Annotated in this window: 12 protein-coding genes; 7 read left to right on the top strand and 5 right to left on the bottom strand. The window is 76.1% G+C overall.

The genetic code is table 11. From position 1 onward, the window contains the following. A partial coding sequence (locus ACFVVL_RS01945) for a BTAD domain-containing putative transcriptional regulator (RefSeq protein ID WP_387670620.1) occupies positions 1 to 867 on the bottom strand: 867 nt, incomplete at its 3' end. A gap of 325 nt (positions 868 to 1192) precedes the next feature. Here ACFVVL_RS01945 and ACFVVL_RS01940 point away from each other — a divergent pair. Next, positions 1193 to 2215 carry a hypothetical protein gene (locus ACFVVL_RS01940; RefSeq protein ID WP_387670618.1) on the top strand — a complete coding sequence of 341 codons (1023 nt, stop codon included), beginning with the start codon at positions 1193 to 1195 and terminating at the stop codon, positions 2213 to 2215. Here ACFVVL_RS01940 and ACFVVL_RS01935 read toward each other — a convergent pair. Next, a complete protein-coding gene (locus tag ACFVVL_RS01935) occupies positions 2209 to 2607 on the bottom strand; it encodes a hypothetical protein (protein WP_380296795.1) in 399 nt (132 codons plus the stop codon). The two genes, ACFVVL_RS01940 and ACFVVL_RS01935, sit on opposite strands and share 7 nt — an antisense overlap. Further along, on the bottom strand, positions 2604 to 4913 hold the full coding sequence (locus tag ACFVVL_RS01930; protein WP_387670616.1) for a tetratricopeptide repeat protein: 2310 nt from the start codon (positions 4911 to 4913) through the stop codon (positions 2604 to 2606). The genes ACFVVL_RS01935 and ACFVVL_RS01930 overlap by 4 nt, the downstream gene beginning before the upstream one ends. Before the next feature lie 204 nt (positions 4914 to 5117). Here ACFVVL_RS01930 and ACFVVL_RS01925 point away from each other — a divergent pair, with 204 nt between their 5' ends. Both ACFVVL_RS01925 and ACFVVL_RS01920 read left to right on the top strand, forming a co-directional pair. Beyond that, complete coding sequence (locus tag ACFVVL_RS01925; protein WP_387670614.1) at positions 5118 to 5315, top strand: hypothetical protein; 198 nt, start codon at positions 5118 to 5120, stop codon at positions 5313 to 5315. A 52-nt stretch (positions 5316 to 5367) separates the two neighbouring features. Continuing rightward, entirely contained in the window at positions 5368 to 6210 is an 843-nt protein-coding gene (locus ACFVVL_RS01920) for an S-methyl-5'-thioadenosine phosphorylase (protein WP_387670612.1), read from the top strand. A gap of 16 nt (positions 6211 to 6226) precedes the next feature. Here the strand turns inward: ACFVVL_RS01920 and ACFVVL_RS01915 are convergent, their stop codons facing one another. After that, positions 6227 to 10603, bottom strand: coding sequence for a CHAT domain-containing protein (locus ACFVVL_RS01915; protein ID WP_387670610.1), 4377 nt, complete (start codon positions 10601 to 10603; stop codon positions 6227 to 6229). 74 nt (positions 10604 to 10677) lie between these two features. On the opposite strand from ACFVVL_RS01915, the gene ACFVVL_RS01910 reads away from it, so the two are divergent. Both ACFVVL_RS01910 and ACFVVL_RS01905 read left to right on the top strand, forming a co-directional pair. Beyond that, positions 10678 to 11064 (top strand): hypothetical protein, encoded by a 387-nt coding sequence (locus ACFVVL_RS01910; protein ID WP_387670608.1) that lies wholly within the window; start codon positions 10678 to 10680, stop codon positions 11062 to 11064. A 7-nt stretch (positions 11065 to 11071) separates the two neighbouring features. Further along, on the top strand, positions 11072 to 11896 hold the full coding sequence (locus ACFVVL_RS01905; RefSeq protein WP_387670606.1) for a hypothetical protein: 825 nt from the start codon (positions 11072 to 11074) through the stop codon (positions 11894 to 11896). A gap of 10 nt (positions 11897 to 11906) precedes the next feature. On the opposite strand, the gene ACFVVL_RS01900 is transcribed toward ACFVVL_RS01905, so the two are convergent. Then, positions 11907 to 12677 (bottom strand): phosphotransferase, encoded by a 771-nt coding sequence (locus ACFVVL_RS01900; protein ID WP_387670638.1) that lies wholly within the window; start codon positions 12675 to 12677, stop codon positions 11907 to 11909. Positions 12678 to 12855: 178 nt separating this feature from the next. Here ACFVVL_RS01900 and ACFVVL_RS01895 point away from each other — a divergent pair, with 178 nt between their 5' ends. Next, the gene (locus tag ACFVVL_RS01895; RefSeq protein WP_387670604.1) at positions 12856 to 13299 is read left to right on the top strand and encodes a GNAT family N-acetyltransferase; all 444 of its coding nucleotides are present in this window, start codon (positions 12856 to 12858) and stop codon (positions 13297 to 13299) included. A 43-nt stretch (positions 13300 to 13342) separates the two neighbouring features. Further along, a complete protein-coding gene (locus ACFVVL_RS01890) occupies positions 13343 to 13906 on the top strand; it encodes a DinB family protein (protein WP_387670602.1) in 564 nt (187 codons plus the stop codon). Positions 13907 to 13942: the final 36 nt, after the last annotated feature.

Here is a 13942-nt window from a genome sequence, read left to right as displayed (position 1 = left end):
CTCGCCGTCCGCCGCCTCCGCGCGCTCCGCGGCCGCGCCCTCCGCCGGGGCCGGGCCCGGCGCCACCGCGCCCGCGCCCGCGCCGCCGCCCGGTGCCTCCGGCGCGGCCAGGCCCGGATCGCCCTCCAGAATCCGCCGGTGCAACTGCTCCAGCTCCGCCCCCGGCCCCACCCCCAGCTCCGCCAGGAACAGTTGCCGCACGCCCCGGAACACCGCCAGCGCGTCCGCCTGCCGCCCGGCCTGGTACAGCGCGCGCATCAGCAGCCCGTACGCCCGCTCGTGCAGCGGGTGCTCGGTGGTCAGCGCGGTCAGCTCCGGAATGCACCGCGAGTAGCGGCCCAGCGCCAGGTCCAGGCCGATCCGCTCCTCCAGCAGCGTCAGCCGCAGCTCCTCCAGGCGCTGGCGGTGCCGCTCCGCGAACGGCCCGGGGATCCCGGCCAGCGGCTCGCCCTGCCACAGCTCCAGCGCCTGGTTGAGCAGGTCGCGGGCGCGCAGCGGCTCGGCGCGGGCGGTCCGCTCCGCCTCGGCGGCCAGCGCCTCCGCCTGCGCCGCGTCCACCGCCAGCTTCGGCAGGACCAGCCGGTAGCCGTCGCCCATCGAGACCAGGACGCTGCCCGCCGCCTTCTCCCCGGGCTCGCCGCCCTCCCCGGGCTCCGCCGGCTCCACGGCGTCGAGCACCTTGCGCCAGCGCCACGCGTACGTCCGCACGGTGGTCATCGCCGCGCTCGGCGGCTCCTCGCCCCACAGCGCCGCGATCAGGTCCGTGGCGCTCGCCGAATGGCCGGGCCGCAGGAGCAGCACGGCCAGCATCGCCTGCTGCTGCGGGCTGCCCACCTTGAGCGCCGTCGCGCCGCGGTGAGCCCGCATCAGACCCAGTACGGAAAAACGGAGATCGCCCATCCTGCCCCCTGCTGCCCAAGGACAGTGCCCGCCCCGCTCGTGCACATGTCAGCTTCTCTGTGACGTAATCAACCACCAGGCCGTGCGCGGTGTCGAGGCTCCGTTGAGCCTGTGGTGACCGCGCGTTGAACCCGCCCGGCCACAATCACCGTGCGGGGCATCCGGAGACGGTCCGGTCCGCCCCCCTTCACCTCCCGCGACCGGGTACCCCCAGTAACCGGTCGTGATCGCCCCCGCCCTCGGCCGTCGGCGGCGTCGGGCGCCATGACGATACCTTCGGAGGCGGACGTCCGTGAACACCGCTTTGCTGTACAACTTGCTCGACGTCGACCCGGCCGACGGGCCGGCCGAACTGCTCCACCGCGCCCGCGGCAGCCGTCACCTGCCCCACCTCGTGCTCTCCGCCCTGGCCCGCGAGGACGTCCGGATGGGCGAGCCCGCCCGTGCCGAACTGCGCCGCGCCCGCACCCGTGCCGACCACTACGCCCGCCTCGCCCACGACCTCGCCCGCTCCACCGGAGTGCGGGCGATCCACGGCATCCCGCTGGCCGGCTACTACCCGTCAGGCCTGCTTCGGCCCCAGGCCTCCCTGGACCTGGTCGCCCCCGGGGAGGCCGCGCTCTGGCAGGCCGTCGTCCGCCTGGTCACCGACCACCCCGTGGAGACCATCGACGTCACCCTCCTCGGCGACCGCCCGCACCACACCGCGGTCACCGTCCGCTGGCCCGCCGAGGACCCGTTGCTCGACCCCTGGTACCGCGTCGACCTCACCACGGCCGCCCTCCCCGGCGACCACGCCGGCGTGCCGGTCCGCCCCTACCTCGTCGCGGACGACCACGTCGAGTGCCTGATCGCCCTCGCCGAGGCCCACCTGCACACGCCCGCCGGAGCGGAACTCGACCCGCTCACCCTGCTCGACCTCTCCTGTCTCACCCACCAGCCCTTCGAACCCGCCGAGACCGCCGCCGTCCTGGCCGCCTACCGGCTGGCCCCCGAGGCCGCCGCCCTGCTCGACCTCGCCGCCCCGCGCCTGCCGCTCGGCACCCTCGCCGCCGTCCGCACCGCCCTCACCCCGGAACTCGCCCCCGAGCGCCGCCGCCGCACCGACGCCGCCACCACGGCCCCCCGCCCGAACCCCCGCCACGGCACCCTGCTGCGCCGCACCGTCATCCGCCACACCTGGGACGAGGCCCGGCTGCTCCCCGCCCCCGGCAGCACCACCCTGCTGCTCACCCCGGTCGCCGACTACCTCCTCGGCCCGGCCGACCGCACCACCGCCCTCGCCGCCCTCCACGAGTGGGACGCCGTTCAGTAACCGATCTCCTCCGCCTCGCTCAGATCCTCCACCCGCACCGGCCGCAGCCCCTCGAACCACACGGCCACCCCGAACGGCTCGCCGATCGGCAGGTCCCCCTCCGCGAACCGCAGCATCCACCCGTCGACGTAGACGTTCACCTCGGGCGAGTCCAGCGCCGCCGCCTCCTCCGTCACCCCCAGCTCGGCACACGCGAACCGCCGCGCCCGCTCCACCACCTCGTCCAGGTGCGCCAGCACCTCCGCGAGCCCGTCGAGATCCACCGCCCCGACGTCCTCACCCGCCTCGACCATGACGTTGACGTCCACCTCCCACCGCTCCGGCTCGGCGACCCCCCACACCACCAACCCACCCGGCCCGTCGCACACGTGCACCAGCGGTCCCACGTTCATCCTTCGATCCCCGCCCGTCGAAACGCTTCCGCCGCGGCCCCGCGCACGCCGGTGGCGTCGCGCCCGGCCGCTTCCAGGGTGACCGCCAACTCCTCCAGCGCCTCCCCGTGCGAGTGGTGGTCGCCGATCTCCGCGTAGGCCGTCACCGCCCGCTCACCTGCATCGATCGCGGCCGCGATCTCCCCGCGATCACGCAGGGTGGCGTTGAGATTGTCCCACGCCACGGCTTCGTGGCGGCCGTGTCCAAGGCGCTGGAACATCGTCAAGGCGGTACGGAAAGCGGCCTCGGCCTCCTCGAAGCGGTCCTGGGCGTGGAGCACGGCGCCGAGGCTGTTCCAACCGGTGGCGATGTCGTACGGCGTGTCGAGGCGACGGTAGATGGCCAGCGCGGTGCGGACGGCCTTCTCCGCGTCCGTGTAGCGCCCTTGGACCAGGAACACGTCGGTGAGGTTCTCCCAGGCCGCGGCTTCGTAGTAGTCCTCACCCAGGCGCTGGAACGCTTTCAGGGCGGTGCGGAACGCTCGCTCGGCCTGTCCGGGACGTCCGAGATCGCTGAGCGCGACGCCGAGGTTGATCGAGGCCCCCGCAATGCCCCTGTCCTCGCCGGTCGCCTCTGCCGAATCGCACGCTGCGCGGCACACGGCGAACTTGTCCTCGTGGAGCCGCCGGAGCACTTGGTACTCCAGCAGGTTGGTGGACAGGTCGATGAGGAGGTCGTGTCGGCCCACGGCGTGCGCCGCGTAAACACTGGCGACCAGGTTGAGGTATTCGGCGTCCAGCCACCGCAGGGCCTGCGTGAGGCCGCCGAACCGGTCCCGGTTTCCTTCGATGGCGGGGTCCAGATGGAGGTCGGCGTCTCTGGAGGTGTCCAGATAGAAGGTGAACAGCCGCGCCAGCGCCGCGGCGGTCCCTTCCGGATGCCGCTGAGCCAGCTCGCCGGCGTAGGCCCGCACCAGGTCGTGCATGCTCCACCGGCCGGTCTCCGGGTCCTGCCGGAGCAGACTGGCCCTCTGCAGTTCGGCGAGGCGGGTCCGGACATTGCCCACCCCGGCGAACGCGACAACGGTCTCGGTGGCCAGATCCGGCCCCGGGTTGACCGACAGCAGCCGGAACAACTCCTCCTGCGGGGGCGTCAGCCGCCGCACCGACCGTTCCAGGACCGCCCGGACCGTCCGCGTGCCGTCGTCCAGCAGGTCCAGCCGCTCCTTCGGGTCGGCCAGTTCTTCGGCCAGCTGCCCCGGCCTCAGGCCACGGTCGGCCACCAGCTGCGCGGCGGCGATCCGCAGCGCCAGCGGCAGGTACCCGCAGAGTTCGGCGACCCGCCCGGCGCCCTGGGGATCGTCGGCGAGCCGGGTGTCCTTGGGGAGCGTCGTCCGCACCGTGACGTCCAGCAGCTCGACGGCCCGGCCCGCCGGCAGCACGTCCAGGTCGACCAGACACGCACCGACGGCGGACAGGTCGTCCCGGGAGGTGACCAGCAGCCGGTGCGGCCCGTCTCCGGGCACCAGCCGCTCGAACTGCTCCACCCGCGAGGCGTTGTCGGCGACCACCAGCACCCCTTCCCCGTGCCCCGCCCGCAGGGCGAGCTGGGCGCGGTAGACGGCGGCGCGCTGGTCGTGGTCCGGCGGGATCAGATCCGGGTCCACGCCCAGCTGCCGCAGCACCCCGTCCAGCACCTGCCCGGCGTCCAGCGGCGTGTCGTCGTAGCCGCGCAGGTCCAGGAAGACGGCCCCGGCGAAGGCGCCGGCGGCCAGCGCGGCGTGGGCGGTCGCCAGGGCGAGCGTCGTCTTGCCGATGCCGCCCATGCCGCGCACCGAGGCGACCACGACGGCGGTCCCGGCGTCCTGCCCGAGCAGGTCGAGCAGCCCGCGGAGGTCCGCCTCCCGCCCGGTGAACCCGGCCGGGACGGCGGGCGGCGGCGCGATCACCGGCAGCCCGGGCGCCGGCTCCGGCCGCCGCTCCTCCGTCGCCCGGTCCAGGCGCTCGACCACGTTCACCAGCGCCGTGTACTCGCCCTTCCAGTGGGCGAGTTCCGTCCGCGCGGCGCTCAGGACCCTGGTGTTCCGCTCGTCGTACACCCGGCACGCCGAGACGAACGCCGACACGACCTCCCAGGGGTGCAGCCGGTGGACACCGGCCCGCCCCTTCTGCAGTTCGCTGATGACCGTCTTCGTGAGCCGCCCGCCGGTGTCGGCCTCGATCAGGCGCGGTCCGTCGGGATCACCCGCGTCCCTGCGCAACTGGTCGAGCCGCTGCCCGAACTCCCGCAGTGCCTGCTGCGCCTCCCGGCTCGCCCCTACGGCCACGCCCCGCCCCTCGCCCGTCGCACCCGGTCCGCGATCCTCCGCCGACCGGCCTCCCAGCGTAGTGCCGGGCGGCGGCGCCGGGCTCCCCGCTCCGCGATCCTCCGGATCCGTCCGCGATCGCCCTCGACCACCCCTCCCGACCGGGACCGTGACGTCCGGCCGACCGGCCAGGACACCCACGCACCCACCACCAGGGAGGCCCCGATGCCCCGCAGGAAGCGCCCCACCCCGCCCACCACCCCCACCCCGCCCACCACCCCCACCCCGCCCACCGCCCCCACCCCTGTCCCCGGCCCCGGTCACCCCCACCTCCCCACCGAACTCGCCAAGGCCGCCACCGCCGGCACCGCCCGCGCCCTCGCCGCCTGGCTCCTGGAGCGGCTGACCACCTTTCTGGACTGACCCGGGTCGTACGCTGAAGGGCACCAGGTTTCTGCGACGGGAGGCGTGCGGCATGGCGGAGCAGCGGGCGGAGCTCGGGGTGATCGGCGGGTCGGGGCTGTACGCGCTGCTCGACGACGTGGCCGAGGTGGCGGTCGGGACTCCGTACGGGCCGCCCAGCGACTCGCTGTTCGTCGGGGAGGTGGGCGGCCGGCGGGTGGCGTTCCTGCCCCGCCACGGCCGGGGGCACGGGATCGCGCCGCACCGGATCGACTACCGGGCGAACCTCTGGGCGCTGCACTCGCTCGGGGTGCGCCAGGTGCTGGGGCCGTGCGCGGTGGGCGGGTTGCGGCCGGAGTACGGGCCGGGGACGCTGCTCGTGCCCGACCAGTTCGTGGACCGCACCGCCGCCCGGGCGCAGACCTTCTACGACGGCGTGCCGCTGCCGGACGGTTCGGTGCCGGGCGTGGTGCACGCGCCGATGGCGGACCCGTACTGTCCGGCGGGGCGGGCTGCGGTGCTGGAGGCGGCGCGCGGGGCCGGCTGGGAGCCGGTGGACGGCGGCACGCTGGTGGTGATCGAGGGGCCGCGGTTCTCCACCCGGGCCGAGTCGCGCTGGTTCACCGCCAACGGCTGGTCGACGGTCGGCATGACGGGCCACCCGGAGGCCGTGCTGGCCCGTGAACTCGCGCTCTGCTACACCTCGCTGAACCTGGTCACCGATCTGGACGCGGGTGTGGAGAGCGGTGCGGGCGTCACCCACGCCGAGGTCCTGGAGGCGTTCGCCCGCAACGTCGACCGGCTGCGGACCGTCCTGTTCGCGGCGCTGGAGGCCCTGCCGGCCACCCGCACCTGTCCGTGCGCCCACGCTCTCGACGGCTTCACCCCCGGCCTGCCCGGCGTGCCGGGGGAGTAGTCCCCCGCAGCCCCGCTCACGCCCCCGCGTGCACGTACGCCGCCCACAGCTGCGGCCGCTCCGGCAGGCGGCGCCGCAGCTCGCGGACGGTGTGGTGCAGGGCGAGCGCGCTCGCCGAGGGGTCGCCGTCCCCGGCGGTGACGCGCCGGTAGAAGTCGCGGGTGACCTGCTCCGCGTGTTCGCCGTCGATCTCCCACAGCGTGCCGACGACCTGGGGGAACCCGGCGAGCAGGAAGGCGCCGGTGATGTGGATCGCCTCGTCGCTGAGCCGCTCCGAACTGCGCGCCGTGCCGCAGGCCGTGAGGAAGGCCAGCCGGGCGGCGTCGGGCCGGGCGCGGCAGATCTCCAGGACGGAGAGCTGTTCGCCGCTCGGCAGGTGGAGCCGGGCGCCGGACGGCTCGTCGGGGTCGGTGGCCGCGTGGCAGCCGAAGTGCGCCCACCTGGTCCCGCCGAGTGCGCCGAGCACGGCGGCGCGGGTGGCCGCCGCGCCGACCAGCGGCGCGGGCGCGCCGAGCAGCCCGGCCGCGTAGCGGGCCGCCGCCGCGACGCCGGGCAGTTCGTCCTCGGGGACGGCGACCAGCAGCGCGTTCGCGTACCCGGCGTCCCCGGCACCGTCCCCCGAACCGGCGTCGGCGCGGGCCCCGGCCCGGGCGCGCGCGTACGCCAGGGTCTGGAAGCCGGGCACGTAGGACGACACGACCGCGTCCAGCGCGGCCCCGCAGCCCCGGCCGCCGCTCCCGCAGTCCGCCGACGCCGGAGCGCACTGGGCGGCGTGCAGCGGAAGGGCGTTGAACACCCCGGTCGGCACCCACCAGATCCTCGGCCACGCCCCGCCCTCGGGCACCGCCCCGGCGGTCCCGAGGTGGTCGAGCACGGGCCGGACGACCTCGTGCCACGTCCAGGACAGGCAGCGCCGCACGGTCGCCGAGGCGCGCACCAGCACCGCGGGCGAGGGCCGGGCCCAGCCCCGGGCGTTGATCGCGTCGACGGCCTCGCGCAACTGCCGGGCGCGCTCCGTCACTTCCGGCGTCTCCGGGGCGAGCAGCAGCGCCGTGATCCGCTCCCCGGTGACGACGACGGCGTGGCAGTGCCCGGGCCCCTGCTGGAGCAGCACCACCGGGCCGTCCTCGGCCAGGTGGCGCAGCCGCTCGGCGGTGAGCGGTCGCAGGAATCCCTCGAAGCCGGGCAGCCGGCGGATCCGCCCGATGAGGTCGTCCAGCGCCCGCGAGGCGTGCAGCGCGTCGAGCCTGGCCCGCTCGGGAAGGACCTCCGGGTGCGGCCCGGCGATCTCGTCGGTGATCCACTCGAACGCTTCGGCCGCTTCCGGGTGGGCGGCCCGCAGCTCGCTCACGTCGACCCGCGCCTCGATCCGCCGGGCCAGCAGCAGCCCGCGCCCGCGCTCCAGCAGCTCGACCGCCCGGTCGACCTCGGGTCCGTCGATGACGCCGAGTCCGGTCTCCACCAGCATGTTCCGCTGCCCCGCGCCGCTCCACCGTCCGGGCGCGTGGCCCGGATCCATGACGAGTTCCACGAACCGCCGGGGCGCCTTTCCGAGGGTGATCGCCATCAGCACCAGGTCGGTGATGCCCCGCAGGTCCCCGTCGAAGGAGACCAGCGCGTGTTCCGCCGACTGCTGGTCGCTGCCCCGGTCGGTGACCTGGGGCAGCAGCTCGACGGCGGTCTCGATGTGGTCGAGGGCCGCGTCGATCCCGCCGCCCTGTTCCGGCGGGCGCCGCACCGCACCGGCCGCCGCACCGATCGCGTTGTGGGCCCGCATCCAGGCGGGCAGCGTGGGGATGCTCGGGAAGGGGGCCTCGCCGGTCCCGGCCGAAGGGCCGAGGACGTCGCCGAGGACGGCGGAGAAGCCCTCCGCGGAGAAGAGGGCCAGGGGGTCGCGCTCGGCCGCGGCGTCCAGGAGCCGCGGGAGTTCCTCGGAGCTCGCCCCGGCCATGGTGACGAACGCGCGCAACCCCTCGACGAGGGCCCCGGGAGCCTCCGGGGCGATGACGTCGACGACCCGACGGGCCTCGTCCAGCAGCGGCGGCAGCCCTGCCGGGTCCTGCCGGCGGACGATCAGGGCCCGTTGGACGAGCACCCTGGTGTAGGTCAGCGCGGCGTTCAGCCGGTGGGGGTGGCCGGGCGGGCAGGCCTCGAACGTCTCGCGGCACCGCTCCACCTGGTCGTCGGTGATGGAGCTCTTCGGGCCGCCACCGGGACCCACCGCGTCGAGCAGATTCAGGTAGTTGTCGCCCGCCCGGTCCAGCCCGAGCCGCGCGGCGGCCGGGTCGTCGCCCGCCCGGGCGGCGAGCTCCTGGAGCCGCAGGGCCGCCTGCCGGGCCCGTTCGAGCTGGGCCGGCTCGTGGCCCAGGAGGTAGTTCTGCAGCGCACCGTGGAGTTCCATGACGGCCGTCGAGGACGCCGACTCGATGTCCGAGGGTCCGCCCCCGTTGCCACCGTCGCCACCGGTGCCGACGGTCCCGGCGCGCCGCGCGGCCGCCTCGGCCCGCACCGCCGCCGCCTCGCGGGCGGCCTCCGGGTCGAACCGCAGGGCCGAGATCAGCGTCAGCGTCCAGGCCAGGGCGTCGTCGGCCGCGGGGTCGCGCTCGGGGGAGTGCGCCCGGGCGTAGCGCAGGAGCGTCACGATCTCGTCGGCCGACGTCAGGTCGCGCGAGGCCGCGCCGTGGGCGTACAGGGCGGTGCCCAGGGCCGCGGACAGCCGCGCGCGGTCCGGGGAGTCGCCCTCGGGGAGACCGGCCAGGAGGTCCCGCAGCACCGCGACGTTCTCGGCGAGGGTGCCGGGGTCGCCGGGACTGCGGTCGGTCCGCCCGGCGAGGTCGGTGATGCGGGACAGCATGGCGGCCGAGGCGGCCAGCTCCGGATCGTCGAAGCCGCCGTCCGGCCGGGCGAGGACGGCCATGGCGGCGGCGTACGGCAGGGCGAGTTCGTAGTGGCCGGAGCCCAGCGCGGTGGTCAGCGGGGTGCCGGGCGGAGCCGCGGCCGCCGCCTGCCGGCCCAGCGCCCGGGCCTCGGCGTCCAGCCGCGCCGCCCGCGCGGGGTCGGACGGGCGCAGCTGTCCGGCCCGCAGACCGAGCAGGGAGGCGAGCACGGCGTCGTAGGCGTAGCGGCGCGGGTGGTCCGGGGCCACCGGGGCGAGTGCGGTGCGGAACCGTTCGATCCGCTCGTCGGTGACCGGCCCGTCGTCGGGCGACGCCGCGATGGAGAGCACCTCCATCGCGATGACCGGCGGTCCGTCCGAGCGCTCGTAGGCGTCCCGCACGAAGGCGAGCGCCTCCTCGGGCGCCAGGTCACCGGCCTCCGCCCCGTCCTGCGCCCCCGGCTCCCGGGCCCGCAGTTCGGCGGCCTCGCCTGCCGCCCCCTCGTCGCCGAACACCCGGGCGAGCGTCTCCAGGGCCTCGGCCAGGACACCGGCGACGGCACCGCGTTGCGGATTTCCGGCCGGGGTGGCGGCGAGGGCCGCGCGCAGCCGCCGGACCGCGCAGGCGACCCGGCCGTGGTCGTCGTCGGCCACCCCGCCGTTGGCGAGGGCGATCCCCATCAGCAGGTCGAACTGCCCCGGCCAGGCCGTCGCCCGGGCATGGAGCTCCCGGACGTCGCGCAGCGCCTGCACGGTGGCGGGCGGGAGCGTTCCGGGCGGCGCCGCCGCGATCAGCCGCTCGGCCTCGTCGATCGCCGGTACGCCGAGCAGCCTGGCCGCGTCCGCCACGGCACCGAGGGCCGCGGTCAGCAACGCGGCGCCCTCCGGGGGCAGCGGGCCGCCGCGCGCCTCGGCGATCAGCGCCTCGCACACCACCCGCCCGTGCCCGGCGGCGCGGGCCAGCGCGTCGGGATCGGCGGCCAGCTCGAAGCGGGCCGCCTCGAAGCGGAAGGCCTGCAACTGCGCCACGGGGTCCGACGCGTGCTCCGGCGGCAGCAGGCTCCGCGCCAGGCCCGACCAGGCGAGCGCGCGGTCCAGCGCGGCCCGCCGGACGTCCTCGGCGGTGTCCGGCGCGAGCGCGAACTCGCCGTGGGTGTCGGCCACCAGGAGCGCGAACCGTGCGTCGTGCAGCGGATCGGCGGCGTCGAAGCCGGCCTTGAACGGCTCGGGGAACACCGCCGACGCGGGTGCGCGGGGGTACAGGAAACCGAAGGTGAAGCTCATGACGGCGGTGTTGCGGCCCGCGTCCGGATCGGCGGGGCCGGTGTGCCGCAGGCAGAACGTCCAGAAGACCAGGTTGACCGCCGCGAGGTCGACCTCGCCCGCCGGGTCGGCCGTCACCTCCCGCAGCAGCGCCAGCGCGTCCTGCGCGGCCTCCGGAAGCCGCAACGCGGCCCCGCCCGAGGTGCTCTGAGCCGCCGACAACCGTGCCGCCACCCGATCCCGGACCTCGCCCACCGTGCCACCGTATCGTGACGTATCGTCATTCCGCAGGGATACGAAGGTACTTCCTGCGGACGAACGGAGTACGGGTGGGAAACGACGCCAAGGCGGAGCGGGTCCTCGCGGACGCCGTCGAGTACCTGTGCCGCAACGCCGGGGAGTTGCGCGACCTCCTCGGCCCCGCCTGGGACGCCCCGTTCGCCGTCGTCCGCGACACCGCACCGGCCGAACCGGCCTGGCGCGACGCCCTGCGGGCCCTGCACGAGGCGGTGGAGGCGGCCGGGGTCCCCGGCGGCATCGGCCTGCGCGCCACCCTGGGCGTCGGCGCGTGGCCCGCCGGCCCGCCCGCCCGCTCGGTCGGCCGGATCTGCCCCACCGGCCGCTGCGCCCGCGTCGACCTGCCGGAGAAGGGGCCCGCGGAGGGCCCCGATCCGCTCTGCGCGCTGACCGGCGGCCCGCTCCGCCCGGTGGACTGAGCCGCCGGTGGGCCTGCTCCTCGAACTCCAGAAACGCCTGCCGGACGGCTGGTTCCTGCGCCGGCTGCTCCCGGCCGCGCTGTTCGTCGTGGTGGCCGTGGTCGGCGGCGGACAGCTCGGCCGGGCGCACTGGTCCGACCTCGGCCGCGCCCGCGCGGGCATCGCCGGGGCGCTGCGCCCGGGCGAGGGGCCCGGCTCGAACGGCGCCGCGGTGCTGGTGCTGCTCGCCGCCGCCGCGGTGGCGGCCGCCCTCGCCGTGCCGTTCGCGGCGGGCGTGATCGGCGCGCTGGCTTCCGGCGCGTGGCCCTGGTGGCTGTCACCGCTCGGCCGGCGGCTGACCGCGTGGCGCCGGCGCCGCTGGTCACCGTCCGACGAGATCGCCCGGGAGGCCGTACGGGCCCGCGCCGCCGGCCGGGAGACGCGCGCCGCCCGCCTGGACGCGCTGCGCGCCCGGTCCGCCCCCGCCGAACCGGCCGGGCCCACCTGGTGCGGCGACCGGCTGCGGGCCACCGAGCGGCGCGTCCTGGAGACGACGGGCACGGACGTCGCCGAGGCCTGGACCGGCCTGTTCCTGGGCGCCCCCGATCCGGCCCGAGAGGCCCTGGGCGCCGCGCGCGACGCCTACGACGCTGCCTGCGAGGCCCTGGTGTGGGCCGTCGCGTTCACCGTGCTCGGCGCCTGGTGGTGGCCCTCGGCGCCCGCCGGGGTGCTGCTCGGCCTGGCCGCCTGGCGGGCGCTGCGCGGGGCCGTCGAGGCGCTCTGCCGCACCACCGAGGCGGTCGCCGCGCTCCCGCCGCCGCTCCCGCAACCGCACGACGGCCCGGAGGCGTAGGACCCTCCCCTCAGCCGTCGAGCAGGGCCCGCAGCCACCGCTCCTCGCGCTCCTCGATGTATCCGGTGTTCGCCAGCCAGGTGTCGCCGTGCCCCTCCTGCCACAGCCGCGTCCACGGCTGGACGCCGAGGCCCGCCTGCTCGCGCAGGAAGTTGTGCATGGCCCGGGTGCGCCGCCCCAGCATCGGCACCAGCCGCCGCCGTTCGTCCTCGCCGAGCCCGTAGGCGTCGACGAACGCGCGCAGCCGCCCGGCGGCGTCGGCACGCCGGAACGCCGGATCCGCGGCCAGCGGGAGGAAGCCGTGCGCGGCGTAGGCGAGGTCCCAGAGCCTGGAGCCGGGTGCGGCGGTGTCCCAGTCGATGAACGCCCACCGGCCGGTGTCCTCGTCGGCCACCAGGTTCCACGGCGCCAGGTCCTGGTGGGCGATGATCTCGCCGGCCGCCGCGGAGTCGTCCCGCATCAGCACCTGCCACCGGGCGTCGGCCGGCGGTGTGAACCCCGCCACGGCGTCGTGGAACTCCCGGATCAGCCGGGCCACCCGGGCCAGCCGGGCCACCGGGTCCAGCAGGGCGAACCGGTCCGGCCAGACCACCCGACCCGGCACGAAGTCCAGCACCTCCCGCCCCTGGTCGTCGATGCCCAGCGGCCGCGGCGCGGCCCGGAAGCCCGCCTCGTGAAGGTGCGTCAGCAGTGCGTGCACGGCGGGCGTCCACGGTCCGGCGGGCCGGCGCACCGTGTCCCCGATCCGCACGACGCCCGCGGTGGCGTTCCCGCCGGCCAGCCGCTCCTCCTCGTGGTCCCGCACGTCCCGGCGCTCCCGTTCGTCCCCGCAGTCCCGTTCGTCCACGCGCGGACCCTATCGGCCCGCACGGCCGGAAGCACCCGGATTTCGTTGCGCCCCGGCCGACTTGGCCCGAGGCCCGCTGTCTCCCGCGCCGGGATTCTGTCAGCATCACCCCATGGAGATCCGCCGCGTCACCCGCGCCGAGGACGTCCAGGCCGCCGGGCACCTCTTCGAGTCCCCGCCGCTTCCCGAGGCCACCGCGCGCTTCCTCGCGGACGAGCGCCACCACCTGCTGGTCGCCTACGTCGACGACGCGCCGGCCGCGATGGTCACCGGGGTCGAGACCACCCGCCCGGACCGGGGCACCGGGATGTTCCTCCACGAGCTGGGCGTCGACGCGCGCTTCAGCGGGCGCGGCATCGGCCCGGCGCTGACCTCGGCCCTCGCCGACCTGGCGCGCGACCTCGGCTGCTCCGGCATGTGGGTGGTCACGGAGGCGGACAACCCGGTGGCCCGCTCGGTCTACCGCAGCGCCGGGGGAGTGGCGCAGGCGGGGCCGCGGGAGGTGTTCGTCTGGTCCTTCGACCTCTTCGGCGACACCGGCGCCGCCCCCGCGTGAAACCCGGTGGCGGCCGGGCCGGCCGGCAACGATCATGGCGAGAATGAGCGAACAACCCGCACGCTGGACCACGGCGACCGTCTACCCCGACATGTGGATGGACCCGGACGACGACCCGCGCGACAACGAAGGCCCGGCCCCGGACGGTGAACTGGCGACACTGCGGGAGGCGGTCACCAACTACCGCCTCACCCTGCGCCTGAAGTGCGACGGCCTGGACGCGGAGCAGCTGGCGCGCCGCTCGGTGCCGCCGTCGACGATGTCGCTGCTCGGCCTGGTCCGCCACCTCGCCGAGGTGGAGCGCGACTGGAACAACTGGATCACCGACGACGAGCCGCTGCCCAAGCTCTACGGCCCGCGGGACTCCGACTTCGACAGGGCCGTCGCCGACCGGGCCGTGGTGGACGCCGCCTTCGCCGACCTGGAGCGCGAACAGGCCGCCCTGGACGCCACCCTCGCCCGGCACTCCGAGGACCTCGGCGTGCGCCTGGGCCGGGAGAAGCTCGCCGTCCGCGAGGTGATGGTGCACATGATCGACGAGTACGCCCGCCACTGCGGCCACGCCGACCTGCTGCGCGAGTGCGTGGACGGCCGCGTCGGCCAGTAGCCCGGACCGGGACGGCCGGAGGGGCGGGCGCCCCTC

It is taken from the genome of Kitasatospora sp. NPDC058115 (assembly GCF_042884635.1).
GTDB lineage: Bacteria > Actinomycetota > Actinomycetes > Streptomycetales > Streptomycetaceae > Kitasatospora.
Note: the sequence above shows the minus strand (reverse complement) of the source record. Positions and strands in the feature narration are given on the sequence as shown.

Excerpts from the sequence above, each read along its gene's own strand:
- ACFVVL_RS01935 (WP_380296795.1), bottom strand. The coding sequence starts at position 2,607 with ATGAACGTGGGACCGCTGGTGCACGTGTGCGACGGGCCGGGTGGGTTG.
- ACFVVL_RS01925 (WP_387670614.1), top strand. The coding sequence starts at position 5,118 with ATGCCCCGCAGGAAGCGCCCCACCCCGCCCACCACCCCCACCCCGCCC.
- ACFVVL_RS01920 (WP_387670612.1), top strand. The coding sequence starts at position 5,368 with ATGGCGGAGCAGCGGGCGGAGCTCGGGGTGATCGGCGGGTCGGGGCTG.
- ACFVVL_RS01895 (WP_387670604.1), top strand. The coding sequence starts at position 12,856 with ATGGAGATCCGCCGCGTCACCCGCGCCGAGGACGTCCAGGCCGCCGGG.
- ACFVVL_RS01890 (WP_387670602.1), top strand. The coding sequence starts at position 13,343 with ATGAGCGAACAACCCGCACGCTGGACCACGGCGACCGTCTACCCCGAC.